Raw genomic sequence first — 595 nt, forward strand, 5'->3', positions numbered from 1 at the left:
CCGACCGCCTACCTGCTCAACCCGGTCGACGTTGAGACCATGGATCTGTTGCAGGACAACGAGGGGCGCTACTACCGGGGTGGTCCTGTCGGGACTGTCGGCGGCAACCTCGGTATCGCGCCGCTCTGGGATCTGCCCGTGATCGAGTCGGAGGCGGTGCCGCAGGGAACCGGTTGGGTCGGTGACTGGCGCAAGGCGATCCTGTGGGACCGCGAACAGTCCGCCATCACCATGAGCGACAGCCACGCGAATTTCTTTGTCCAAAACCTCGTCGCGATTCTGGCGGAGATGCGGGCGGCGTTCGGCGTCATCCAGCCGTCCGCGTTCGTTGAGATCGATCTGACGGCGTAAGGAAAAAGCCCATGGGATACCTGAACCCTGCGGCGGGTGCTGCCCGCCGGACGACGCAAGCGGCGGCGGTGACGAACGCTGCGGCGGCAACCGCGTCGGCTGCGGCGGGCGCTACACCGACCAAGGCCGAGTATGACGCGCTGCTGGCGGACGCGAATGCGTTGCGCACCAAGCTCAACGCCCTGCTCTCGGCGCTGCGCACCGCCGGGGTAATCGCCCCGTGAACCACCTGACGACGTCGGCG

The 595-nt window shown here is 66.9% G+C and carries 2 protein-coding genes; both read left to right on the forward strand.

Annotated features, from left to right (window positions below; translation table 11 throughout):
• A partial coding sequence (locus tag B0F77_RS45250) for a phage major capsid protein (RefSeq protein ID WP_143467267.1) occupies positions 1 to 351 on the forward strand: 351 nt, incomplete at its 5' end.
• 11 nt (positions 352 to 362) lie between these two features.
• Complete coding sequence (locus tag B0F77_RS45255) at positions 363 to 575, forward strand: hypothetical protein (protein ID WP_086669230.1); 213 nt, start codon at positions 363 to 365, stop codon at positions 573 to 575.
• The last annotated feature ends 20 nt before the right edge of the window (positions 576 to 595 follow it).

The sequence above is a fragment of the Lentzea kentuckyensis genome, from assembly GCF_002150765.1.
In the GTDB taxonomy this organism is placed as follows: domain Bacteria; phylum Actinomycetota; class Actinomycetes; order Mycobacteriales; family Pseudonocardiaceae; genus Lentzea; species Lentzea kentuckyensis.